General features: G+C 38.2%; 19 protein-coding genes. 12 read left to right on the plus strand and 7 right to left on the minus strand.

Translation table 11 applies throughout. The annotated features are described in order from the left end of the window. Positions 1 to 818: 818 nt before the first annotated feature. From G3O09_RS11555 to G3O09_RS11570, 4 genes are all read left to right on the plus strand, one after another. On the plus strand, positions 819 to 4,901 hold the full coding sequence (locus G3O09_RS11555; RefSeq protein ID WP_163101645.1) for a S8 family serine peptidase: 4,083 nt from the start codon (positions 819 to 821) through the stop codon (positions 4,899 to 4,901). A gap of 187 nt (positions 4,902 to 5,088) precedes the next feature. Further along, positions 5,089 to 5,646, plus strand: coding sequence for a signal peptidase I (locus G3O09_RS11560; RefSeq protein ID WP_163101646.1), 558 nt, complete (start codon positions 5,089 to 5,091; stop codon positions 5,644 to 5,646). A 30-nt stretch (positions 5,647 to 5,676) separates the two neighbouring features. After that, the gene (locus G3O09_RS11565; RefSeq protein ID WP_163101647.1) at positions 5,677 to 6,423 is read left to right on the plus strand and encodes a hypothetical protein; all 747 of its coding nucleotides are present in this window, start codon (positions 5,677 to 5,679) and stop codon (positions 6,421 to 6,423) included. A 417-nt stretch (positions 6,424 to 6,840) separates the two neighbouring features. After that, a complete protein-coding gene (locus tag G3O09_RS11570; protein ID WP_240338414.1) occupies positions 6,841 to 6,999 on the plus strand; it encodes an aspartyl-phosphate phosphatase Spo0E family protein in 159 nt (52 codons plus the stop codon). Between the two features lie 495 nt (positions 7,000 to 7,494). On the opposite strand, the gene G3O09_RS11575 is transcribed toward G3O09_RS11570, so the two are convergent. Both G3O09_RS11575 and asnB read right to left on the minus strand, forming a co-directional pair. Next, positions 7,495 to 8,736, minus strand: a complete 1,242-nt coding sequence (locus G3O09_RS11575) for a helix-turn-helix domain-containing protein (RefSeq protein ID WP_163101648.1) — start codon at positions 8,734 to 8,736, stop codon at positions 7,495 to 7,497. Between the two features lie 324 nt (positions 8,737 to 9,060). After that, positions 9,061 to 10,911, minus strand: a complete 1,851-nt coding sequence (asnB, locus tag G3O09_RS11580; RefSeq protein WP_163101649.1) for an asparagine synthase (glutamine-hydrolyzing) — start codon at positions 10,909 to 10,911, stop codon at positions 9,061 to 9,063. A gap of 224 nt (positions 10,912 to 11,135) precedes the next feature. On the opposite strand from asnB, the gene G3O09_RS11585 reads away from it, so the two are divergent. Then, a complete protein-coding gene (locus tag G3O09_RS11585; protein WP_163101650.1) occupies positions 11,136 to 11,699 on the plus strand; it encodes a DUF2777 family protein in 564 nt (187 codons plus the stop codon). A 108-nt stretch (positions 11,700 to 11,807) separates the two neighbouring features. On the opposite strand, the gene G3O09_RS11590 is transcribed toward G3O09_RS11585, so the two are convergent. From G3O09_RS11590 to G3O09_RS11605, 4 genes are all read right to left on the minus strand, one after another. After that, positions 11,808 to 14,723 carry a bifunctional diguanylate cyclase/phosphodiesterase gene (locus G3O09_RS11590; protein WP_163101651.1) on the minus strand — a complete coding sequence of 972 codons (2,916 nt, stop codon included), beginning with the start codon at positions 14,721 to 14,723 and terminating at the stop codon, positions 11,808 to 11,810. Positions 14,724 to 15,415: 692 nt separating this feature from the next. Next, positions 15,416 to 15,769 carry a YisL family protein gene (locus G3O09_RS11595; RefSeq protein ID WP_163101652.1) on the minus strand — a complete coding sequence of 118 codons (354 nt, stop codon included), beginning with the start codon at positions 15,767 to 15,769 and terminating at the stop codon, positions 15,416 to 15,418. A 99-nt stretch (positions 15,770 to 15,868) separates the two neighbouring features. Further along, positions 15,869 to 16,774, minus strand: coding sequence for a fumarylacetoacetate hydrolase family protein (locus G3O09_RS11600; RefSeq protein ID WP_163101653.1), 906 nt, complete (start codon positions 16,772 to 16,774; stop codon positions 15,869 to 15,871). Next, a complete protein-coding gene (locus G3O09_RS11605) occupies positions 16,771 to 17,958 on the minus strand; it encodes a DUF418 domain-containing protein (protein ID WP_240338415.1) in 1,188 nt (395 codons plus the stop codon). Before G3O09_RS11605 ends, G3O09_RS11600 begins: the two co-directional genes overlap by 4 nt. 178 nt (positions 17,959 to 18,136) lie before the next feature. Between G3O09_RS11605 and G3O09_RS11610 the strand changes: the two genes are divergently transcribed. Further along, positions 18,137 to 19,102 carry a cation diffusion facilitator family transporter gene (locus G3O09_RS11610; RefSeq protein ID WP_163101654.1) on the plus strand — a complete coding sequence of 322 codons (966 nt, stop codon included), beginning with the start codon at positions 18,137 to 18,139 and terminating at the stop codon, positions 19,100 to 19,102. A 103-nt stretch (positions 19,103 to 19,205) separates the two neighbouring features. On the opposite strand, the gene G3O09_RS11615 is transcribed toward G3O09_RS11610, so the two are convergent. After that, entirely contained in the window at positions 19,206 to 20,798 is a 1,593-nt protein-coding gene (locus tag G3O09_RS11615) for a long-chain-fatty-acid--CoA ligase (RefSeq protein ID WP_163101655.1), read from the minus strand. 169 nt (positions 20,799 to 20,967) lie between these two features. Here G3O09_RS11615 and G3O09_RS11620 point away from each other — a divergent pair, with 169 nt between their 5' ends. From G3O09_RS11620 to G3O09_RS11645, 6 genes are all read left to right on the plus strand, one after another. Next, positions 20,968 to 21,189, plus strand: a complete 222-nt coding sequence (locus tag G3O09_RS11620) for a spore germination protein (RefSeq protein ID WP_163101656.1) — start codon at positions 20,968 to 20,970, stop codon at positions 21,187 to 21,189. A gap of 19 nt (positions 21,190 to 21,208) precedes the next feature. Further along, positions 21,209 to 21,403, plus strand: coding sequence for a spore germination protein GerPB (locus G3O09_RS11625; protein WP_163101657.1), 195 nt, complete (start codon positions 21,209 to 21,211; stop codon positions 21,401 to 21,403). 86 nt (positions 21,404 to 21,489) lie between these two features. Beyond that, positions 21,490 to 22,098: a spore germination protein GerPC gene (gene gerPC, locus G3O09_RS11630; RefSeq protein WP_163101658.1), complete on the plus strand. Its 609-nt coding sequence runs from the start codon at positions 21,490 to 21,492 to the stop codon at positions 22,096 to 22,098. A gap of 33 nt (positions 22,099 to 22,131) precedes the next feature. Further along, positions 22,132 to 22,311, plus strand: a complete 180-nt coding sequence (locus G3O09_RS11635; RefSeq protein ID WP_163101659.1) for a spore gernimation protein GerPD — start codon at positions 22,132 to 22,134, stop codon at positions 22,309 to 22,311. Positions 22,312 to 22,315: 4 nt separating this feature from the next. Then, entirely contained in the window at positions 22,316 to 22,684 is a 369-nt protein-coding gene (locus G3O09_RS11640; RefSeq protein ID WP_163101660.1) for a spore germination protein GerPE, read from the plus strand. Positions 22,685 to 22,704: 20 nt separating this feature from the next. Continuing rightward, positions 22,705 to 22,923: a spore germination protein gene (locus G3O09_RS11645; protein ID WP_163101661.1), complete on the plus strand. Its 219-nt coding sequence runs from the start codon at positions 22,705 to 22,707 to the stop codon at positions 22,921 to 22,923. The last annotated feature ends 199 nt before the right edge of the window (positions 22,924 to 23,122 follow it).

Consider the following 23,122-nt stretch of genomic DNA (forward strand, 5'->3'; position numbering starts at 1 on the left):
CATTCTTAAAGTATAAAAAAAGATAATAATAGAGTTACTGAATTATTTATTTGTAAAATATGATAATGGTCAGATTGCCGACAAAAGGTATCGAGAGTATTCCCTCTCGATACCTTTGTCATTTTTGATATGTATTGTAGAAGAAAAGGTTGATTTCTGCTCCAGGTGCTTTCTTTCAGGGGGGCGTTCTCCGTGGCGGAAAGCAACTTCTCAAGTTCTTAGTTAACCTCTCCCATTGTAAAAGAAAATAGACTGTAGACAAACTCGTAAATCTTCGAGTTTGTCTACTAGATTTTGCTTTTCCATAACAATTCTCTCAAGAGTATCTGTTTTACGAACGATCCTAACACTCCTTTAGATATTATTCTCAAAAAATGAATAGTACACCAACCTATAATACTACTATTTAGGTGTAGTCACCCTTATTTGTAAATCTCCCGGTGCCAGCCACCATATTCATAAAATTACTCTTCATTCGTACGATGGGCATGCAAAAGAAAGAAAACTCCCAATTTAGTAAGAAAAATAATCTATAATAGGAAAAATTTGTTATTAAATGTAGAAATAAGGCGGAAAATGAGAGAAAAAACCCCACTTCGATTTATGGGTATTTAATTCTTAAGCACCAAAAACAGCTATAAATTTAAGCTATTTTACTAGATAAGAAAAATTAGATACCCCAAAAGTCACAGACAAGACCCCACTAGCTACTAATAAAAAACGGTATTACGATATAAATGTAATATTCATAATTTTTAGAAATGAATACTTACTTACTAGTAATCTGAAATTTTATCAATTTGGAAAGCGGGGGTCATATGGAATTTAATTCATTAATCAAGAAAGCAGCTGCTGTGGCATTTTCAGCAGGCTTAATAATCTCACCTATTCATTCGGTACTCTCTACTGAAGCAGTAGCACAAGAACTTAAGACAGCGGACATTCTGTCATCTTTGACAAAGGAACAACGTGAAGCTTTGTATCAATTGGAAGTGAACAAGCCTACAGGCCTGCAAGGATTCAGTGAGGCGGAGTTACAGTCGAAAGAAGACATTTCCGTCATTGTCGAATTCAAAGCGAACCCTGGTAAAGTAGCTGTATTAGAAGCAGCTGCAAAAGGCAAAACATTAAAAATTGAAGACGCTGCTGCGAAAGTAGAGAAAGAACACATAACCTTTAAAGAAGACATCAAAAAATACTTGACACAAGAGAACTCCAAATCAAAAAACATTTCAAATTCCATCACCCAGACGTTCAAAAAAGCTTATAACGGCGTAGCGATGACATTGCCTGCCAATCAAGTACAGCTCCTTTTAGAATCTGATGTGGTACAAGCTGTTTATAAAAACCAGACCTTTACGGTTGATCCTATTAAGCAAGATCTTCCAACAGATGTTGATCGAAAAATTACTACTTCTGTTGAGAGTATTCCTTATTTAAAGATTGATAAGTTGCATAAGGAAGGCATTACCGGAGAAGGCGTAAAAGTGGCTGTTCTTGATACTGGGATTGACTATAACCACCCGGATTTAAAGGATGCATACAAAGGTGGTTATGATTTCGTAGATAATGATAACGACCCAATGGAAGCAACGTATGCTGATTGGCAGAAATCGGGTAGACCTGAAAGAAATCCTTTTAGCGGTACAACCTATTACACAGAGCATGGTACGCATGTTTCTGGAACCATTGTAGGCCAAAATAAGAATAATAGTGAAGTTTCTGTAGAAGGTGTAGCTCCAGATGCCGATCTTTATGTATACCGCGTTTTAGGACCCTATGGAAGCGGATCAGGTTCAGCGATCCTAGGAGGTATTGAAAAAGCAGTGGCAGACGGAATGGATGTCATGAACCTTTCATTAGGGGCAAATATAAACGATCCGTATTTTCCATTAAGTACCGCGATTAATTATGCTGTGTTAAGTGGTGTGACGGCTGTTGTTGCTGCAGGAAATGCAGGTCCAGATTTCTACACGGTGGGTACACCAGGTACAGCTGCACTAGCTTTAACGGTAGGAGCAAGTGATGTTCCTGTTAAGACAACTTCATTTACAGGCAGCATTTTAGGAGACTGGTCCACTAAGCTCATCAGCATGGGAAGAAGCTATGTAGATAATCTCTCCACATTAAATGGGCAATCACTTGAGCTTGTCGATGTAGGCCTAGGCTCAATAAATGACTATGCAAACAAAGATGTTAAAGGAAAAATCGCTTTCGTTCAACGCGGGAACTTTCCCCTCGTTGACAAAATCAAATTTGCAAAACAATATGGGGCAGCCGCTGTTATTATGTATAACAATGCAGACGGACAGATTGGCACCAATCTAGGGGAATCCGTTGACTTCATTCCTACTTTTTCTATTACAAAAGCGGCAGGTGAGGAATTAAAAGCGAAAATTGCTCAAGGGAACACAGCATTCACTTTCTCCAATATGCAAGATATCGTAACCGAAGGAGATAAATTAGCTTACTTCAGTTCAAGAGGGCCAGTCAACGGTACTCTTGATATAAAACCAGAGGTCGTTGCTCCTGGGGTGAGCGTGCTTTCTACAGTCCCTTCTTACATTACTAACCCTAAAAATCAAGAAGACTATAAATATGCCTATGCACGTCATGACGGAACATCGATGGCTACCCCACACACGGCTGGAATTGCCGCATTATTATTACAGGCGAATCCGAAGCTTGATCCAGATGATATTAAAACAATACTTATGAATACGGCAGATCCGTTAAATGGTGAGTATAGTTTGTATGAAATGGGAGCAGGTCGTGTAGACCCTTATCAAGCCATTCATGGTGGAATGAAAATGCAAGTGACCGATGAAACCTTCATTCCAGATGGTGAGGATTTCATGAAGGTCAAAAATCCATCCGGTGATATAATGTTTGGCTTTTACGACCGTGAAGTGTCAGGAGACAATATTCGTGTGAGTAAAAACATAAGCTTCACAAACAACAGTGACATCACTAAAAATTTCACTGTTTCTGTAGAAGAAAATATATTGAAAAATGATACGAACAGCCTGAGTAAAAATGGCGTTATCGTTAGCACCAGCAAAAGTATTAAAGTACAACCCAATAAAGAAGTGAAACAAAATGTATTTTTGACAGCGCCAAAGACGGCAAAATGGGGTCTATACGAAGGGTATATCGTACTGACGAATAAAGAGGATTCATCCGATAAGTATCGCATTCCATTTAATTTCTATATTGAAAATAATGCTGCCTATACTTTAGATCTCTATTCGCATTCCATTTTACCGAAACATTTAGATCAAGATCCAGAGAGACGGAGACCTAACTATCATTATCTTGCTTATGGCAACCTTACGGTAATCAAACCCTTGAAAACATTGGATGTCACCCTGCAAGATGCAGAAACAGGAAAAGAGTTAGGTTTTGTCGGAACAATGCCAGATTTAGAGATTCTTCCAAAGGGTATCGAAGTTACCGTATCACTCTTTACTGGGACGTACTATGCATTTACAGGTGACCCTAAACAGCCAATTGCAAAAGAAAAGAGTTATGCAAAACCTGGCCACTATAAGTTGAATATTACTTCTGTAACTCAAGCTGGAGCAGTGAAGAATGAAGCGCAGGATGTTTTCATTGATATTGACGATCCTACATTTACAAGTTCCTTAGATGGACCGTCTCCGTTCCTTGAATACAAACCAGGTCAACAAACGTATCCAGTCAATATTCAAATTACCGATCCTCTCGTGGCAGAAATGCAGCAAGCAGGAATAGATATCGACCAATCTTCAAATGAGGTGCTTCCTAATTGGGACCCTAAGCAACCTCTGTATCCGATTTCTATGGATCAGGACGGAAAATGGGCAAGTGTAGTTAACCTGGATGAAACCGTTCCAGCACTGCGATATACATTAGATGGATTTGATAAAGCCGGTAATTTAGTACCAACAAAAGAATATTTCTTTGTCAAAGAAGGGACACCTGTTACGTATGCAAAAAGCGATATCAAAAAAGTAAAAACAGGTGAAACGATTAAAGGCCAATTATTCTTGGATAATGTAAGCGATGCGAAAGAAGTGGTTTGGAACTTGAAAGACCCATCTGGCAAGGCAATTTTAGTCGATGCCAAACTTGCGAATGGAGTTTCAGACAAAGCAACCATAACAGTGAATGGAGACGAGGTAAAGGTTGTCTTTAACGATTCCAATTTGACATTCGATCATACGGCAGTTGTGGATGTTACGGTAAAGGTAAAGGATGAAATCTTCACTTTAGGGGCTAGCATCAATCCAACGGCTACTGTAATAAATAGTCAAAATCAAACTAGCAAACTACTTAACGCCGGTTACAATTTTGAGGTTCTGCCGCAATTTAATGCCGTTTCTGGCCGAGTAACGCCGGACGGATTCCGCACTTCTCCAACAGAGTGGATAAAGGCTGGGGCATCACTAAAGCTCAAGGATTCAAGCGGATTTACTTTTGACGCCACTCCATTAATCAGCGTAGATGGAGACTACAGTGTAGGAAAGCTTCCTTTAAGCAAGGATCCATATACTTTAGATATTAAAGTACCTGGTCACTTTGTGGTTCAAACTAAACAACCGATTGGGTTTGAATATAAGGGTGAGCTTTTTGGTCAAAATCTTTATATCTACCCATATTTGGTTAATATGAAAGCTGGTGATGTCAACCAAGATAACGTCATTGATGTTTTAGACGCGATTGAAATTCAAAAATCTTGGCAGACGAGCAACCGTGCGGCGGATATTAATTTTGATGGTACTGTTGATGCGAAAGACATCGACTTTGTTAAAGAGAATTACTTATTACAAAACAAATATGCTGAAAATCCACCAGCTGCAAAAGAAACGCATGATGGCAAGACATTAGAAAGTATTTTGAAAGAGCTGGGGATTCAGTAAATAGGATGCATGTCATTCATCGAATTGTAAACTAATTAATTCCCCTACCACTAAGTTTGAGAAACATTTCTTGATCGAAAGTGGTAGGGGTTAATTAAGCGATAGTAATTTTCGTTAATTATATTCATTTTCTGACATCAATAACAATAAGAAATCAACGAAAAATAATGATGTTAGGAGCAAAATTATGAAAAGAAACACAACAAAATGGCTTTCAAATGCTATTTTACTTATTTTTTTTCTATTAACTGTCTATATCGGTGTTACGGTGTATCAATCTAGTAAAAATCCCGGCAGCTTACCGCGTTTTTTTGGATACACACCATTAACGGTTCTCTCTAATAGTATGCAGCCGCATCTTCAGTCAGGAGATCTTGTATTTATTAAAAAAGTAGAATACGAAGATATAAAAGTAAAAGATGTTATAACCTTTAAAGAATCAGATACAAAATTCATTACACATAGAGTAATAGATGTTAAAGAACAAGAAGGACAAGCCGGTTTGGTAACAAAAGGTGACAACAACAATGTTGAGGATTCTATGCTTGTCACAAAGCATCATTTCATTGGAAAACAAGTAGCTGCAATACCTAAACTCGGATATGTATCCGATTTTGCAAGCGGTCCGATCGGGTTTTTGCTATTAATCACCATTCCTCTCACAGGCTACATCTGTCTAACGGTTTTTGAACGTCTTGCCCGAAAAGAACAACAGCATACGAATGAAGAAATTGCATCCAAATAAAAAACGATTTTAAGTGGGGGGAAATATTTTATGAAAATCGTAAAAGCAAAGAAAGCGTTGTTAGGTACAACCCTTGCAGGTGCAATTGCAGTTGCAGCAAGCTATGGAACGTATTCATGGTTTACATCTGAAACAACGGCTAAAGGTGAAATCACAAATGCAATTGTGCAGCTTAATAATGGAGAAAATATTAAGGAGAGCATTGTTGCAATTGAAAATTTTGCACCATCACAACTAGTATTTGGGGATTTTCTAACTATTGATAACACAGGGACGGTCGCTACATTCTTACAAGCAAAACTTCAGCAATCATTAGATAAACCTCTTTCATTAGATACGTACAAAGTGGGCTATGTTGCACTTAAATACAAAGTGAAACCAACGGATGAAGTATTAAAAGAATCACAAATTAAATTAGAAGAATTATTCGAAGGAACTACGAATGAAGTAACTTCGAATAAAGTAAGTACGAATGCAGTAACTCGTTCATTAGCTTCGGGCGAGTCTGTTGAAATTGCAGAAGGAGTCGAAATCATTGCAGGCTTCCTACCAGAAAAGTCCGCTGCAGCTGTTGGCGAAAAAGAAATCCTTTTGGGTGATGGTGCAGAATCAGGGGAAGACAACAAATTCTGGAATTTAGAAGCAGATGAATACATTGATATTTCATTTGGCGTAAAGCTTGATGAGTTAGCAACGAATGATTATCAAGGTGTAAAATACTCTGCTAATCTATCTGTTAAAGCAAAACAAAAAGACGATGGTGCTTTATACGAGTAATGTAATGATCATAAACAGGTACAGAAACTGTAGTAATAACATCTATTGTGCAAACTATAGATAGATCCTAGATGATTTCACGATAACCAAGAACCGGTGACGCTTCATTATGACGTTGCTGGTTTTTTTACACTTTATATCTCTAATCTTTAGGAATTAATAGATAAAAGTGGTTGCAGATGTTACTTTGGTTTTGAGCGTTGACCCTCCATTTGTCATGAGCGTATAAAAAATCAAGCGAAGTGACACAATGAGGCGCGGCTTTCAATTAATCATAAACTTACTTTAAAAATCAAGACGTTCACCTTCTTGCTGATTAAACTGTATCATGTGCAAAAGATTACAAAGGGGCAGCTATATACGGCAGTCTCAACAAGATAGAAATCTTACTGGAGAGTTATTCGGAGGGGTATAGGGATGGCTACTTTATTAAAACAGATAACGAATGAGATAGAGGAAAAGAGAAATGAATTATTTGATATTAATAAGCGGTATGGATTTCTTCATTCCAAAACCATTCAATGTAGTCAAGAGTTAGACAAGTTATTAAATCAGTTATTCATAGTAAAGAGTTAACGAACAACTAATAATAACAAAGACATTATTAAAAATAATTAATTGAAATAAATATTTAAACTCAATCTTGAAATTAATCATACTTTTTTATAATAGAATCGAAAAAGGAAACCATCTCAATGCAAAATAAATGCTTTTAAGATGGTTTTCTTTACTTTTGTAAATTTATTTGTTGATTACTTTTTTAATTGGAGCCATATTAGGAAGCTCTTGTGTATATCCAAGTATACAGCCAGTTATAATTAGAATTACTAAATCTAGAACCCAAAATCTTAAAAGGAACGGTAAATCTGTGCGAGTCAAAAGTTCCAATCAATATAAATAGGTACAAATTCAAAACCTGTTTTGAATAGTTTCAAGCATTTCCTTATGCCAAGCTTCTTTTTCTCCGACTGTCCGATGCATGATATATGTAGCTAATGCCAGACCAATAAATGGATTGCTTTATAATGGACGAAGTATAACACGATTTCCTTAAGGTTATTAATTTAAAAATCAAGCAAATTTATCGTTTCTACGGTATTTTTCCACGAGATACGCAGCGTATTGATTTGCTTCTTCGACATTGCCTTTTTCCATATGATAGTCGAACAACTTTATCGCATAATGTTCAGATAAGCGAACATGTGCCATTTTCTGATAATAAGGAAATGCTTCTTTTTCAAGGTAATGGTAGTAAAGCTCTTTTTCGTTTTGAAGATTGTATTTATGTAAATAGAAGAAATGTAAATAGATTGGCTCTGTTATTTCTTCAGAAAGAGCAATACCCTTTTCGACCAATTGGAGCAATTTTTCGGTTGATTTCAATCCTTGTTTCGTTAATGCATTTATATATCCTTCCAAAGAGGCTATATGAAGGGCTGTATGAGGGTCTTTTATGTCCATGGATTGTTTATAGTATTCACTAGCTTTATCATAATTTCCTTGGCGAACTTTTTGGTATGCGAGATTGTGAGTCAGCATTGCTCTTTGATGGTCTAATCCAATGTTTTCTGTCATCTCGATTAATCTTTGATATTCGGTATCTTTTGGATCGTAAAACTCGTCCCGCTCTACTTGGACCAACATAAGCATTTCTGCTTCAATCATACGCGTAAAACTGCGCACTTCTGTGAAAAAGCGCAGGGACTTTTCGGCAAAATAATAAGCCAATACTCGTGAATTCAGAGAATGATAGGCAAAAGCCAAATGATAATAGTACTCTTGGTTGTTGTAATAGGTTAGATCGATTCCTTGAAAATATGAAATCGCCTTATAATATTCCTTATTCATCAATGCATTGATCCCTTTAATGTGAAGAAGCATGTTTTTTTCATATGGTGAAAGATCAGACCATTTGTCCATTTCAGCAATTAGAGATGTAGCTTGATGCCCCTGTCCTATCAATAAATAATATCTTGTGAGTACGAGCGTATAGGAACGATAAATATCCGGCATATGCAGCAGAGCAATAGCTTCTAATTGCTCCTTTAGATTCTTAGCCTTTGTTTTCAGTTTTAAAATGATCGATTCATGCCATTTTTTTAAAATGGAATCTATGCCATTGTATGTTTTAATTTCTATTTCCATATCAATGCCAAGCCGCTCTGACAGCAATCCTATCGTTTCTTGAGAGACTTCTGTTAATCCTCGTTCAATTTTGCTAATATGTGTCCTCGAACAGATGCCAATTCCTAAATCCTGCTGCATCATGTTCTGACGTTCACGATAGAATTTGATTATTTGTCCCTCTAGCATGATAATCACCTTTCTTAATCTTTGAAATTTTAATGTCTTTATTGTACTAAAGAAAACCCCAACTCCAATCGAGTCTTTATGACTATTTTTAATAGAAAAATTTGCATTTTTATAAATTCCCCAAAAAATTCTAATAGAAATAGTAGGTTGAAAGTCCTTCGCAAAACCCCAATTGCTAACCTACTATTGATTGTTTATTAAAGTTAGTTTAAAAAGCTAAAAGCAGTGTGATTTCCCGTATGAAATCCACTGCTTTTATTCTAGTTTATAAATGTTTTTTCCATTACTGGTCCTTTAAACCTTTAGAAATCAACCTCTTTTCAATTACGATTCAATCAAACTAATATTGTAATCTTTAAACCACACATGAAGCTGGCCAAGATGGGCAAGTAATTGAGGTCCTGTCATCAATTGACCAAACCACGGAACTGTAAAGGCAGCCCCTCCACTCTGAATAATATCATCTAGTTGTGAACGGTCAAAAAATTCATGAAGCGCTGAGTTTTTATCTTGCAAACATTCTTGAAGCCAAATTTTTATTTTATTTGTGTAAGCTGGATTATGGGTTTTAGGATATGGACTTTTCTTACGATACAATACTTCGTTTGGTAGAGTTCCTTCTAAGGCTTTCCGTAATAATCCTTTTTCCCTATGACCCGTCATTTTCATCTCCCAAGGGACATTCCACAGATATTCTACTAATCTATGATCCGCAAAAGGTACCCTAACTTCAAGGCTGGCCCCCATACTCATACGATCTTTGCGGTCTAACAGTGTGGTCATGAACCAAACCATGTTTAAATAGAACAGTTCTCTTCTTCTTGCTTCTTCCTTGGATTCCCCTTCAAGTTGTGGAGTCTCTAGCACACTCTCACGATATTTAGATTGAACGTACTCCTCTAAGTTCAGTTTATCTCTCCATGATTCCTTCAGTAATTGTGAACGAAGTGATGTTGATCGCATCCAAGGGAATCCTTCCCTATTCAAGTCATCTGTTCGATGGAACCATGGATACCCACCAAAGATTTCATCTGCACATTCACCAGAAAGACCCACGACGAAATTCTGCTTTATTTCCTTACAAAACCACAATAATGAAGAATCTACATCTGCCATTCCAGGCAAATCCTTTACATGTACGGACTCAACCAAATAATCAGCTAACTGTTCTTGTGAAATCACACAGCCATGATGGATGGTTTCAAAAGTATCAGTCATTTTTTTGATCCACGGTCCATCTGAATTCGGTTGAAATTCACTTTCTTTAAAAAATTGATCATTTCCTTCGTAGTCAATGGAGTATGTGTGAAGAGCAGGTTTCCCATCTCGCTTATAGGCATTTGCTGCAATCGCTGTGATGGCACTTGAATCGACTCCGCCAGAAAGAAATGTGCATAGAGGAACATCAGAAACGAGCTGACGTGTCACTGCATCATGAACTAAGTCCCTTACATTCACAACCGTTTCTTCTAAACTATCGGTATGTGCTCGACTTTTCACATTCCAATACCGCCAAATCCTCATGCCCTTTTTAGAAAATTGTAGGCAATGCCCCGGTCTCAATTCCTCGATTCCAGAAAATACACCTGCTCCTGGTGACCTAGAAGGACCAAGGCCAAAGATCTCTGCTAATCCTTCTCTATTTATAGCTGTCTTCATTTCGGGGTGAGCAAGAATACTCTTTAACTCTGAACCGAATAAAATACCATTCTTTAACTTTGCATAGAACAAAGGCTTTACCCCAAGGCGGTCCCTACCGATAAACATCTGCTGTTCTTTCTCATCCCATACAGCAAAGGCAAATATCCCATTAAAAAAATCCACACACTTTTCTTTCCATTCAATATAGGAAGTTAGCAAAACTTCAGTGTCAGAATGCCCCTTAAAAGAATATCCTTTTAATAATAGCTCTTTTCGTATGTCCTCGGTGTTGTACAATTCTCCGTTATAGCAAACCGTATAACGATTGCTAAGCTTTTCGATGGTCATTGGCTGTCTTCCACCGATTGGATCAACGACTGTGAGCCGTTTATGTCCAAAACATGCATGGGTATCTGTCCATACGTTGCTATCATCAGGTCCACGGCGCTTTAACGTTTCGGTCATTTTTTCAACAATTCGTCTCTCATTTTCTACATTACGAGTAAAGTCTACCCAGCCAGTTATTCCGCACATTTCATTCATCCTCTCTCTATCCAAAACGAAAAGCATCTACTTTCTAGTCAATCCTGCATGTAAGATAGCCTATGCACGAATAGTTTAAATGGTTAATTGTCCTAAATTTGAAAAGGGGGAAGTTAATTCGAGAACAACACAATGCAGGAAGGAATCGCCTCATGTATGTTTTTACGGCAATTTGTCAAAAAAGTAGGTGAGGCAATCCATATGGAGGTACAAATATGAATCGGCAACAGAGGATTAAATTAATCAGTCATCAATCCCGTGCGTATAACGAAGGGATTGTCGAATATATAAATTCTCAGTGGGTATTTTTTAATGATGAAACTGACGAGGCTTCCCCTCTTGAAGAATTCATCAATCAGGAGGTGGAACTATATAGAGGTAATCGGTGGCGAAGTGGAACATTGATGGAAGATGGATCTGTTAAACTCCCGAAGGAAATCGTGCATTTGTTCGACCAAGAGGAAGTGAAAATCAGAAAGCATGTGCAGTATTCCTTCGGAAGATTGCTTGAGGAATTGCACGATGATTCTTTTTTCCAATTTATCATGACATTGAACTCCCTTGATTTTTCAATTTATGATTGCATTTATGGCTACAATCAACTTACATTCCTAAGGGATGAAATGTATAAATCAGGAGTCAATTTTTTCATCTTTGATAATGGAGAAACTATTTGCTCCGTTCAGCATCATTTTGTCTACTCTTCGAACGCGCATGACCGGTTTGAATTCACATTGAATACCGGAAAACGCATTGTCATCGAGAAATTAAATAAATAATGCTAAGAGGTATATTGATTTGGCGATATTCCAGATTATTCAGTCCTTCAAGATCCTCCCATTTATATCAAAATAAAAAAAGTGCATATTTAAAATGCACTTTTTTATTTAAACCAAAATATGAGATTTCCTTAAACCTTCTTCAAAGTCCGCTACTTTCAACGGTTTGTCTATATAATATCCTTGAGCGTAATGACAGTCCATCTCTTTTAAAATATCCAACTGTTCCTTCGATTCCACACCTTCAGCAACCACTTTTACCGCTAATCCGTGACCCATGGTAATGATAGCTTTAACGATGGCGATATCTGATGTATTGTCCTTTAAGTTGTTAATGAAAGACCTGTCTATTTTTAAATAATCAATCGGCAAGTTCTTTAAATAACTAAGGGAAGAGTATCCTGTCCCGAAATCATCAATGGAAACCTTTACCCCTAACTGTTGAAGTTCCTGCATGATCGAGATACTAAAATGAATATTTCCTATCATGACACTTTCCGTTAATTCTAAATGGAGATATTCTGGGTCTAATCCTGATTCGTCTAATGCTTGTTGAACTTGTTGCAAGAACTCTGGTTGTTGGAATTGATGCGCGGAGACATTCACCGATATGATTAGATCCCCAAGTCCTTTCGATTGCCACTCCTTATTCTGTTTACAAGCTGTTTTCAATACCCACGCCCCGATATCTAAAATGAGACCTGTTTCTTCCGCTATTGGGATGAAGTCAACCGGTGAAATGAGTCCAAGGTTCGGGTGTTCCCACCGAATGAGTGCTTCGCTTCCATAAATTCTCCCCGTAGGCAAATCTACCAATGGCTGATAGCACAAGTAGAATTCTTCATTTATGATAGCTCTACGCAAATTGCTTTCCATTTCTAACCGATGCACAGCCTGTTCGTTCATTTCGTTCGAATAATAGAATACTCTATTACCACCTGCAAGTTTAGCACGGTTCATGGCTGTATCAGCATTCTTCATTAAATCGTGAGCATCCTGGCCATCCTCAGGATAAATGCATACACCCACACTTGCTGTTATGAAAAATTCTTGATCATCATATAAAATCGACTGCCCTAATGCGACCTGAATTTTGTTAATCGCTTTTCGAATAGAATCCATATCGACGTTTTTTGTCATCATCAATGTGAACTTATCTCCACCAAAGCGACCCATGTAGGTACCAGACGGCATATGTTCCTTAATACGATTAGTCAACACATTCAGCACACTATCCCCAGCAAAGTGGCCGAGGCTGTCGTTTATAATTTTAAAACGATCTATATCAAGTATTAAAACTGCCAGTTGGCGTCTTTTCTTTTTATTCCGTTCTATATGTTCTTGCAATAGCTCAGTAAAGCGAATTCGGTTTGGCAATCCAGTTTGCAAATCAAAATTTGAGAGTTGTTCAATTTCATGTTGAATCTTCTTCTGCTCAGTAATATTCCGTCCAATCCCATATATGCCAACGATTTCACCGCCAACTGTAATGGGGATGTTCCGTATCTGGAAAGCCTGTTGTTCCCCACTCTTTGTCACAATCTGCACTTCATACAGCTGCTCTTTCCCTTTTAGAGTCCTGTAAAAATGCATACGAATCTTTTGTACGTCCTCTTTACGAACATATTTTAATGCTACTTGCCCAAGGACTTCCCCTTTTCTATACCCAAAAGCAGTTTCAAAGCTCTTGTTTACTGTCGTAAATCTACCATGTAAATCTGTAGAATACACAAAATCTGTATGATTATCGAACAACGATTTATAATACTGTTCCGAAATATTCAATTCATCGTTTAAGCCCTTGATTTCACTAGATGTTGCCTCGATTAAGTGTATAAGCGTATTTACCGATTCCAATGTCATTGGAGTCGTATATTTAAATGCCGGTACTTTTTCAAGAGGAACGTGTTTATTTTCAGATAGTCCAATCAATACAGTTGTATACCCTCTTAACGCCAATTTCCCTTCCCCTGTTGAGCAAAATTCTCCAGTGGCAAAAAAACCAGATACATTTCCAATTCGTTGAAGCATCCCTGCTTCCTTTTTCGAATAATCCCAAAGCATCCTTTTTCTTGCTACACAGTTATAGAGAAACATGGTTTCAGGTGGTTGCTTTACCAATTTCTTCATATCACCAATGGACTGTTTAATCAATTGTGGTATATTCGCATAAGCAAAGGAAAGCTCATCGCCCGCATTTACTTTTCCATTGATTTCAATGGCTCCATTTTGATGTGAACCCATGATGAAATAAGCATGTGACTCACCACGCTGGGTTGCCACTAAAGGAAATTCGTAACCGGATTGTGGCAAACCTTTAACGAAGCTTTCCCCTAAATATTTTTTCAATATCTGGACAGGCTTTTTCGAATTGAGGGAATATATGAATTGATCCTTGGCATTTGTAATGGTAAAGGTTTTACCAATTTCTCTCCAATGGTTATTTATGTAGGTTTGTACAGTAAGATGTTCGTTGTTTAAAACCGCAGCCACAACCGCATTGTCATGGAATTCTGTCCCGTCGAATACCCATGATTCTCCGTTAGGCCCAGTAATTCCTGCAGCACCACCAATGATGGTCACATCTTGACTTTCCTCTTGGATTCCTTCTAGAACTCCATGTTTATCGGCAAGGGATGCTGAGGGGAAAACCATCAAAACTTTGGAGCCCGTCTCACAAAGCTCAGAAACTAGCTTCCTACCGATCCTTTTGCCGGAAGCAAATTCTTCTCCTTTAACTAAGCAGCTCTTAATCTTTGTTTTATCAAACATTGTCATCGAAAGGACAATGCTTTCTTCTTGAATTTGTCCATCTATGATTTCTCCAAGTGTCGAACATCCAATGATGACACACTTAGGCAAAAACTCATTTAATAGTCTCGTTATCTGTTTTACGTTCGTTAAGTCCTTTTCGCCAGAGAAAATTTGGACTAATATATTTGGATAATCCTGAAGCTCATATTCTATTAAAAATTCTTCTAAATCTTCAATTGTGGTAAATGAATAATTTAGCGTTTTAGCCAAGATTATCACCTCTCTTGCCGAAAAATGTCAGAAAATCTTCTTTCATATAAAATATCACAATTGTAAGTAAATTTCTTTAGAAATAGAAAAAACCACCAAAAAAATTTGGTGGTCCGAAAAGCGGAAGGCGCTTGCTCATCGGCGACAAGCATAAGACGAGTCGGCTGGAAGGTCGGTTTTAACCTTCCGGACGGATTGGCTTATGACCTCGAGGCCGACGAATAACGCCACGTCCTGTGGCTCGTCGGCACTTGTACATCCTGTACTTCGCCGATAGCGCCTGAAGCTAGACATCATCGAAAAGCGGAAGCGCCTTGATCAGCCCCGACAAGCACAAGACGAGTGCCCGCAGGAAGGTGATTTTCCCTTCCGGAGGGCACTTGGCTTGTGACCTCGAGGGGCTAGGCGCTGCAGCTAGACAATACCAGAAATGCGGAAGGCAAAGTAGAGAGGAACGTCAGCTAAGAACCGCCACGTCCTGTGGCGAACGCTGACGCCACCACATCCTGTGGAAGTGCGACAAGCATAAGACGAGCCGGCTGGAAGGTCGGTTTTAACCTTCCGGACGGATTGGCTTATGACCTCGTGGCCGACGAATAACGCCACGTCCTGTGACTCGTCAGAACTTGTACATCCTGTACTTCGCCGATAGCGCCTGCAGCTAGACATCTCCGTAAACAATAAGCGCCTAATTATCCAATATAAATCCCTTGTGGCAGGCTTAATCCGAAATAAATCGTAGCTAGCAATGCAACGAATAATAAAATCCAGAAGAATGGCTTCAATTCGCCTCTTGAAGTGCGGCCAAGCACCATTTCCATCAATCCAATCACAATTACACCTAGTAATGCTTTCATAATATAGGTGACTGTCCAGTTTGTTGAAATAATCAACCATAAACCAGAAGCGATGATTAGAATATAGAATACTCGTAAAATCATGTGGGTAATTTTGTAACCTTTTTGGTTACCACTTTTTAATAGTCCATAAGCAACAAAGAATAGGACTATGCCAAGCACCCAAGTCGTAATATGCATGTGTGTCATTTGTGAATCCTCCTAGTACATTTTCATACCCATCTTACCATATCATTTAATAAACCATGAAAATTTTAGTATCCACATGGCGGATTAATTCCCTAATTCCTATTTTACCCAATTTTTCAATGTTCCAATTTCATCTATTGATATTTCAATGATATCGTCTTTTTTCAAGAATTTAGGTGGATTGAATCCTTTTCCAACTCCCGCAGGTGTACCAGTCGCAATGATGTCCCCTGCTTCAAGCGTCATCCCTTTAGAAATGGTGGAGATGATATCCTCTATTGAAAATATAAATTGGGAAGTATGACCACATTGTCTTACTTCTTCATTCACTTTCGTCTCAATTTTTAAATCCTGGACATTTGAAATCACCTTTTTATGTACGATATATGGACCGATTGGACAAGACCCATCCAAACTTTTCCCTAACAAAAATTGTTTATGCTTGCTTTGCATATCTCTAGCCGTAATGTCATTTAGCAGAGTATATCCAAATACATGTTCCATAGCATTTTCATGGGAGATGGCCTTTCCCCCTTTACCAATGACAACCGCTAATTCCCCTTCATAATCTAGTTGCGATGTAACCTCTTCATGTAAAGGAATATTTCCTTCATGGCCTATGACAGCTGTTGGAGCCTTAGAAAACATCATAACATGCTCAGGGATATCGTCAGCACTTCCCATTTCAATTGCATGATCAGCATAGTTTTTACCAACACAAAAGATATTTTTTAAAGGGCGAGGGATCGGTGCTTTCCAAGTAACCGCATCCTCTTTAAGATAACATGAATCCGCGCATCCTTCTTTGGACCATTCGATTACCTTTTCTACATTCTCCCATACCTGGTCACCACCTTGTATGATGCCAAGCACATTTGCAGGCAGGAAATCAGCTCTACCCGACATATCCTGGGCAGCTCTGCTTAAATGCAAAAGATCTCCATTTCCCCCATCCTTGTGCACGACTATCTCATTTCCTTCATAAGAAACCGTAGCTAATTTCATAGTACTTCCCCTTCCTTACTTTTTTTCCATCTTGGACGTTTCCCGTATGTAAATGTTCTCCATAGATATTCAACTGGTCCCATCGTATGGGAACGTAACCACCATTTACTGAATACTACTTGCAAAGTATAGATGACCAACACTAGAACCACACCCGTTGTATAAGAAATGCGTTCGTACAGGCCTAATCCGTATGAATAAAAAATGAAGCTGCATACTACCGATTGCGTTAAGTAATTGGTGATGGACATCCTGCCTGCAAAAGATAATGGCTTTAACATGTTTTGCATAGTTTCTTTTCTTAGCAACAAAGTGATGCTTGTTATATAAAAGAAAGTAAGAAAAGTGCCCCCAATAAAATCTTGTACTAAGGTGAGGGATAATTTTTGTCCAGCATAATAAGGCATTAATTTAAAAATTAAAGCACCTACTAAACTAACCCACATCGTAATTTTAAGCGATTTTTGATAACGTTCTGGATTTTCCAACCATTTGATTTTTGCAGCTCCTGCGCCTACTAGTAAATAAGGTAGAATGGCAATGAACATGAGGACCACTGCTCCACCATTCGTGGCATACCAATCCTCCCACCTTTGATGTGTGATTTGCATGAATGTCCCATTTTGATAAATTTCAATTGATTGTTTAATGAGATCTGGTTGATTTTTAAAGGAATCTTCACCTGCTGATGTCACAAAGGAAGCTAAAATCACTAATAAACTCATAATGATTTGAGGAATTATGTACAATAGTGACCCTACCCAAAGCAATGTTTTACCTTGAAGCTTATGGAACAATAAGTAAACCAAGCCTAAGACTGCATAATTAATGAGTATATCACCATGCCACACTAGAAAAGCATGAATGACGCCAAAGCAAAGCAATGCTATCATTCTTCGTGTGTAGGTAATTCGAAACTTTATCCCTTTTTTCTCTAGGCTTCTTTCCAATAAAACCGCACCATATCCAAATAAAAAGGCGAATAATGGATAAAAACTGGCTTGCGCGATCACATCGACTGCATAGGATAAATTCCGATCAATCCCTTCTTTATAATAGGTATAGGGATCAATATGCAAAACCGGACTAAAAAAAGAAGGCATATTAACAAGGAAAATACCTAAAAGAGCAATTCCTCTTAGTATATCTATTGTTTCTATTCTTTTATCTCCTAATGAATTCACTTCTTCTCCTCCATTTCTGTCTACTCTACCGATTATAGCAATCTAAGCATCGGAAGAAAATTCCTTTTACCCTTCTCTTCTATTAAAAAAGAAATAAAAAATATCAAGGATTTGCTTTTAAAATGAATACCAAAAGGGTATCCCAAAAATAAGGCAATATTGAAAAAGGGGTGAGGAAATGTCTTTAATTAATTTCTTAAAAAGAGGGAATAAATCCTCTGGAATTGCAGCACTTGGGAACACGATACTAGCCATTGTAAAGGGAATCGCTGCAGCTCTTAGTGGGAGCGGAGCAATGATGGCCACTACTTTACACTCTTTGGCGGACGCCCTTAATCAAGGATTCGTTTTTATCGGAAGTGCTTTAGCTGAAAGAGCACCTACTAAACGCTTTCCAACAGGATTTGGAAGGGTTATAAATCTATTTGTGTTGATCGCAGTAATTGTGATTTCCATCATGGCCTATGAAACTTTACATAAAGGATGGGAACTGATCAAACACCCAAAAGAATCGACGGATTTGCTTTTGAATGTAGGTGTAATGCTTTTTGCTGTTTTGATTGACGGATTTATCCTGTATAAGGCCATGAAGGAAATAGCTCATGAAACAAGAAGCCATGCAAAGGGAGTACGGATAGTAGTGAAGACTGCTTTTAAAAATGTTGGACTAGCTTCACCACCTACTCGTTTGGTGTTTTACGAGGATATCATCGCTACTTTCGGTGCACTGTTGGCACTCGTGTCAATATTATTGGCCCATTTTACGGGAATGTACTTTCTGGATGGTGTTGGAACGCTTTTAATTGGGATTTTGCTTGTGGGGATTGCGATTAAAATCGGCTACGAAAACACGTTAGGATTGATTGGAGTAGCTGCTCCAATCGAAGTGGAAGAACGTGTCGCTTCTATTATCCTTTCTGACCCCGATGTTGTGGATATCAACAAGCTTCGCATCCTTCAAGAAGGTAGAAAATATCATGTAGAAAGTTATATAGAATTGAAGGAAGGCTATTCACTAGCTGTTGCGGACGATATCAAATTCAGGGTCCGCGATTTACTACTTCAAGATCAGGATATCGGAGATGTCACTCTTGGCATTTTAGAAACGGATAAAGTCCAAACCTGGAAAGGTGTCGAAACTTAAGAATTGTTTATTCTTTTGCACTATAGCTTACCTGTTTCGAAAAGCAGCAAAGAAAAAGGGATGAACGTTGAAGTTCATCCCTTTTTTCAAGTAAATCCCATTCTTAATTCACAAATCTTTCTGAGTTTCCTTTTGTTTTCCAATATTCATTCCGCAAATGGACTTTTTGGATTTTTCCAGAACCGGTCTTTGGTAGTTCTGGTACAAACGAGACACTTGTAATGGCTTTGAAATGGGCCAATTTTTCACGGGAGAAAGCGATCAACTCTTGTTCCGTTAAAGTTTGACCATTTTTTAATACCACGTATGCATGTGGAGTTTCTCCCCATTTTTCATGTGGGACTGCAATGACTGCAGCTTCTGCCACAGCAGGGTGCTCGTATAAAACCCCTTCTACCTCAATAGAGGATATATTTTCTCCGCCCGAAATAATGATATCTTTCATCCGGTCAACTATATCAATATTCCCGTACTCATCAACCGTTGCCATATCTCCTGTATGCAACCAGCCATTTCGAATCGTCTGCATAGTGGCCTCTTCATTTTTCCAATAGCCTTTCATTACACCATTACCCCGAACTACTAGTTCCCCGATTTCGACTCCGTTTTTGGCCACTTCTTCACCATGTTCATTTACCACTCGGACTTCAGTACCGATCATTTGGTGACCAGCTTTTGCTTTCATTCTGTGTTGTTCTTTTAATGGCAAATGTTTCAGTTCTGACCTTATTGTGGACACAAGACTAAGTGGGGAAGATTCGGTCATCCCATATACTTGGATGAATTCCCATCCCAATTCATTCTCTACTCTCGTGACAAACGCTGGAGGTGGTGCTGAACCCGCAATGACCACACGGACCTGTTGCTCGACTTCAGGACTATATTGTTCGTTATACTGCAGTAATGAATTGAGGACAGTTGGAGCCATATGCATTACGGAAACATTATGTTCCTGTACCGCCTGGAAGATCTGCTTAGGCATTGGTTTTCGCAAACAAATATGTGTTGCTCCGTTACTTGTGTAATAAAACGGAGCGCCCCATCCATTCACATGAAACATCGGTAGGATATGTAAGTATACATCTTGGTCAGAAACTCGAAGGTGATGCATCGTAGTAATGGCATGTAAATAGTTATTACGGTGCGTTAACATGACTCCTTTTGGATTACCAGTCGTTCCACTCGTGTAAAGTAAACTACAAACGTCATTTTCATCCACTTCCGTCCTGTCAAATCTATCTCCAGGATATTTAGATAACCACTCTTCATAATCTAATTCCTCTGTTGCAGAGTCCTTATAGTGGACAATAATCTGCTCGACACTTATAAGCTTTTCTTTAATAGGTGTAATGAGTGAATATAATTCTTGATCAACTAACAAGATTTTCGATTCACTATGGTTTAGGATGAATAAATAGTCTTCCGGCTTTAATCGAGTATTGAGTGGCACCATGATGGCTCCCAATTGGAATACCCCATAAAATCCTTCTAGCATCTCTAATGTATTCGGTGCTAAATAGGCCACACGATCCCCTTTTTCAACTCCTAACCCCTTTAATCCATGAGATAGCTGATTAACCCTGAAGTTTAGTTCATTGTAGGTGAAGCTCCTGTCATCACATACTACCGCTCTTTTTTCTCCGTACAATTTCACGGCACGATCTAGAAAATCATTTAATACTAAAGGGACATTCATCACATAACACCTCTCGTTTTTCGAAAATTCTAAATTAAGTATATAGTATCACAATCATTTTCATAGATACAGAAATAAAACCGAAATTCTGTTATATAACATCACTACCTTTCACATTCTGTTCACAAAGGCATAGGATAGAAAAAAAAGCTTAGATTGGGTGAAAGTCATGCCTGCCATTGTTGGAGCAGTCCAAGTAATGAGTGTCGGGAGTAGCGGGGTTTTTCATATTGGAGATGTATATAAAATCGCCCCTGCCTCAGTCGCAAAGACCTTCGCAGGTGCAGGATCGTTTAATACAGGACAAAAACTTTCTGTATACAATCAAGTAAGTTCTACAAACACAAGTGATCAAGATCAAGTAGATCAGCCTATTACATTTAATGTTTAGAAAGGTAGAGTGATAGGTCGTGAATTTTTATATCCAACAATCCATCCACATTAATATGATTAAAATTACAAGCGTGAGTAACTCATCCGTATTCCAAATTGGGACCGCTGGAATCATTAAATCATTATCCACACTCTCTAATACTGGGGGATATACAGGGCCTGCTCCATTGCCCACCACTAAAGGAACTATAATTTCAGAAGAGATCGATTAATAGGCATTCACCTATCTATGTTTATTGACATAGGATAAAGAAGTATATCGCTATCCCTATGGAGCAGCATGTGGAGGGATGAACCGATGCATTCAGAATTATATGCGTATGCCTGTCAAATGCAGGCCTACTTGCAGGCACAAGAGAGAAAAATCGCTTCTTTGGAACAACAATTGGCAGAATTACAAAAAGCTATGGTGGAGTTAAAAAACAAGCCAATGGTCAATGTAGAAAAAATTGAGTATAAATTTGATCAACTTAAAGTGGAAACCTTGGATGGAACTTTAAATATCGGTCTTAATCCAACAGACCTTCAGAGCATTGATGAATTTGCGGTAAATAAGAAAACCATCAGTACTGGAGATTTAAACCCTGCGGATCTCGTCCCGTTTAGAAAATCCTTGTTCAATCAATTGAAAGCCGAGACAGAGAATTATATCCAAGAAAATGTACCATCTATCATTAAAGACTTATCACAACAATTCCAACGAAATCTCGATGATTCTTATGTCCAATTCATACAACAGGACTTATTAAAACAACTGGATAGTCGTATTGATTACTATATTTCTCAAAGTTCCCCTGAGGATCTAACGGTACCTAAAAAGGATCTACTCCATGAAAAAATCGCGTCTATGATTACAACGGATATTTCACAGGCAATATCAACTTTTATTATGAATTTGCCTTCATGAGAAAACACTATATTTTAGGAAAGGGGCATAATTATGGAGCTTCACGTTACGAATGAAAACCTGTGTGTTGGAAACATTCAAGTGAGTGGTGTTGCAAGTTCGGCACTTTTTTTAATCGGCGATGTAAATACCGTCCAATTATCTTCAGCATTCGATACTCCACCAGAATCAATGATTATCGGACCTTTAGTTCCTTTAGTTCCAAAAGGGTGATAGTATGTTAACTCGGACTTCAAAAGTCGAAAGTTTAATTGTAAAGGTTGTATCTTTTTCTTCGACGCTTCAAATTGGCGATGTATGTTTTATTGACGGTACTTCTACCGCATTGGCCATACAGCGTGAAACAGAGCAATTTTATGGGACTGAAGGGGATGAAGCCACTTTACCAGTGCCCCCACCTGTTCTACCAATCACTGAGAATCTAACCATTTCAAAAATCAACAAAAATCCTCTGATTAAAGTTGGAAATGTTAATGTTCTTGGCGTTTCTTCTTCATCTATATTAGGGGTAGGTAATGTTGGCCATATCAGAATGCAAGTAAAGCTAAGACATATTCGTCATTTAGAAAATGATAATGTAAGTTAACAATCAGGAGGTGAATAGCTATGCCGGCCATTGTTGGGCCCATACAAGTTGTTAGTATAAGTGGGGGGAACATTCAATTTGGTGATACATTCGTAGTATCTCCTAAGTCCGCCACTAAATCAGTTGCAGGCTCCGGATCTGCCAATACAGGAATATTCATCATTACCAATAATGGAATCAGCGCAAATAATATCCTAGACACGAATTTAGTTGACCAACCAATATTAGGAAATCTTTAATCTATTTTTTCTGCCTTTTCTCCTTTTTCCTTTCCTTCTTCGATTTTGTGATTCTTGGCAGCTTTCCTGAAGGCTGCTTCCGAATCCTTTAATAAATTTGGACAAATCCTCATCATTTTTAACGCTGCAATGGTATTGAGATGGACGGCCAATTAATTAGAAATGGTGACAATATGTTTATGACACAATGCAGTCGCTA

Origin of the sequence: Peribacillus alkalitolerans, assembly GCF_010882125.1 — a bacterium.
Classification (GTDB): domain Bacteria; phylum Bacillota; class Bacilli; order Bacillales; family DSM-1321; genus Bacillus_BN; species Bacillus_BN alkalitolerans.

What these genes read in the sequence shown, in the direction of transcription:
- G3O09_RS11570 (WP_240338414.1), top strand. Translation starts at nt 6,841, where the DNA reads ATGGCTACTTTATTAAAACAGATAACGAATGAGATAGAGGAAAAGAGA.
- G3O09_RS11560 (WP_163101646.1), top strand. Translation starts at nt 5,089, where the DNA reads ATGAAAAGAAACACAACAAAATGGCTTTCAAATGCTATTTTACTTATT.
- G3O09_RS11645 (WP_163101661.1), top strand. Translation starts at nt 22,705, where the DNA reads ATGCCGGCCATTGTTGGGCCCATACAAGTTGTTAGTATAAGTGGGGGG.
- G3O09_RS11565 (WP_163101647.1), top strand. Translation starts at nt 5,677, where the DNA reads ATGAAAATCGTAAAAGCAAAGAAAGCGTTGTTAGGTACAACCCTTGCA.
- G3O09_RS11585 (WP_163101650.1), top strand. Translation starts at nt 11,136, where the DNA reads ATGAATCGGCAACAGAGGATTAAATTAATCAGTCATCAATCCCGTGCG.
- G3O09_RS11555 (WP_163101645.1), top strand. Translation starts at nt 819, where the DNA reads ATGGAATTTAATTCATTAATCAAGAAAGCAGCTGCTGTGGCATTTTCA.
- asnB (WP_163101649.1), bottom strand. Translation starts at nt 10,911, where the DNA reads ATGTGCGGAATAACTGGCTGGGTAGACTTTACTCGTAATGTAGAAAAT.
- G3O09_RS11600 (WP_163101653.1), bottom strand. Translation starts at nt 16,774, where the DNA reads ATGAAATTAGCTACGGTTTCTTATGAAGGAAATGAGATAGTCGTGCAC.
- G3O09_RS11610 (WP_163101654.1), top strand. Translation starts at nt 18,137, where the DNA reads ATGTCTTTAATTAATTTCTTAAAAAGAGGGAATAAATCCTCTGGAATT.
- G3O09_RS11615 (WP_163101655.1), bottom strand. Translation starts at nt 20,798, where the DNA reads ATGAATGTCCCTTTAGTATTAAATGATTTTCTAGATCGTGCCGTGAAA.
- G3O09_RS11640 (WP_163101660.1), top strand. Translation starts at nt 22,316, where the DNA reads ATGTTAACTCGGACTTCAAAAGTCGAAAGTTTAATTGTAAAGGTTGTA.
- G3O09_RS11635 (WP_163101659.1), top strand. Translation starts at nt 22,132, where the DNA reads ATGGAGCTTCACGTTACGAATGAAAACCTGTGTGTTGGAAACATTCAA.
- G3O09_RS11620 (WP_163101656.1), top strand. Translation starts at nt 20,968, where the DNA reads ATGCCTGCCATTGTTGGAGCAGTCCAAGTAATGAGTGTCGGGAGTAGC.
- G3O09_RS11595 (WP_163101652.1), bottom strand. Translation starts at nt 15,769, where the DNA reads ATGACACACATGCATATTACGACTTGGGTGCTTGGCATAGTCCTATTC.
- G3O09_RS11575 (WP_163101648.1), bottom strand. Translation starts at nt 8,736, where the DNA reads ATGCTAGAGGGACAAATAATCAAATTCTATCGTGAACGTCAGAACATG.
- gerPC (WP_163101658.1), top strand. Translation starts at nt 21,490, where the DNA reads ATGCATTCAGAATTATATGCGTATGCCTGTCAAATGCAGGCCTACTTG.